The sequence below is a fragment of the Kitasatospora sp. MY 5-36 genome (genome assembly GCF_001182915.1).
GTDB lineage: Bacteria > Actinomycetota > Actinomycetes > Streptomycetales > Streptomycetaceae > Kitasatospora.
In genome coordinates this window covers 1-1,046 of sequence record NZ_LFVW01001280.1, presented here as the reverse complement: position 1 = coordinate 1,046, position 1,046 = coordinate 1, and the positions used below count along the sequence as shown (strand labels likewise).

Below are 1,046 nucleotides of genomic sequence, written 5' to 3'. Positions count from 1 at the left end.
CCTCCCGGGCGGAGACGGGGGCCGCGGTGGTCCCCGTCCCGGCGGTGGTCTCCCGGAGCGGGGCGGGGGTCACCTCGGCGGAGCGTGGCGAGCCGTCCCCCGGCTGGGCCTCGGCGAGCGGCGGGCCCCCCGTCCCCGCGGGCGCCGGGTCGGTGACCACCGCGGTGTCGATGTCGAGCTCGCCCTCGCCGTGCCCTGGGGCGGGGGAAGAGCAGTCCACCGTCACCCGCCAGTGCCCGACGGGCAGGATCTCCCGGGTGGTGTACGTCCCGGGACGGCCGGGGGCGGTGACCAGGCGCCAGGGGCCGACGGCGCGCCCGTCGGTGGCCGTCGCGGAGAGCGTGCCGGCGAACTCCCCGGTCACCGGGTCGTGGTCGTTCTCCCAGGTGGCGACGGTGCTGACGCGACCGTTCTGCTGGCCGGTGACGTCCAGGTGGACGCTCTCGCCGTGGGCGGCGGCGGGTGCGGCGGCGGCGAGCAGGGCCGCCGCGGCGAGGGCGAGGGCGCTGAGGTGGGGGCGGGTTCGCATACGGGAGGGTCCTCGGGGCGGTGTGGGGGCAGGGACGCTGGGAACGGCCGGCGCCGGGAACGGCCCGCCACTGGGTGGGCGGCGGCCGGTCCCGGCGCGACGGACCTTCGGGCCTGCGGGTCTTGGGGCCCGCGGGCGTCGGCGGCTCGGGTCGGAGGGTGCGGCCGGCGTACGGGCCGACCGGTTTTACGGGCTCACAGGAACAGCCTTACCCCGTTCGGCACACGAGGACTTCAGCAACGAACAGTTCTGGTAAGAGAGGCCGCCGTTCGACTGCGGAGACTCCGGCAGCCGCCCGCGTCGAGGGTGAACCCGCCTCTGTCAGCGGCGAGTTGACACGTCCGCGCGGCCGCTTCGGGGTGCGGCAGCCGGGCGGTGCGCCGAACCGGCGCCGCCGTGCCGCCAAGCACGGCGCGGCGGCCCGGGTCGGCGGAATTCGGCGTGATCTGACTGATGGCCGCCTCGGGAGCCGGTCCTCCCCGGGGTCGGGGGCGGGGCCGGGGGCGGGGTCGCGGCG

At 77.8% G+C, this 1,046-nt stretch carries 1 protein-coding gene; it reads right to left on the bottom strand.

Annotated elements, in window-relative coordinates; all coding sequences use genetic code 11:
• Positions 1–529, bottom strand: a 529-nt coding sequence (locus tag AE652_RS41955) for a hypothetical protein (RefSeq protein WP_049661379.1), incomplete at its 3' end; no start/stop codon positions are given.
• Positions 530–1,046 lie beyond the last annotated feature (517 nt).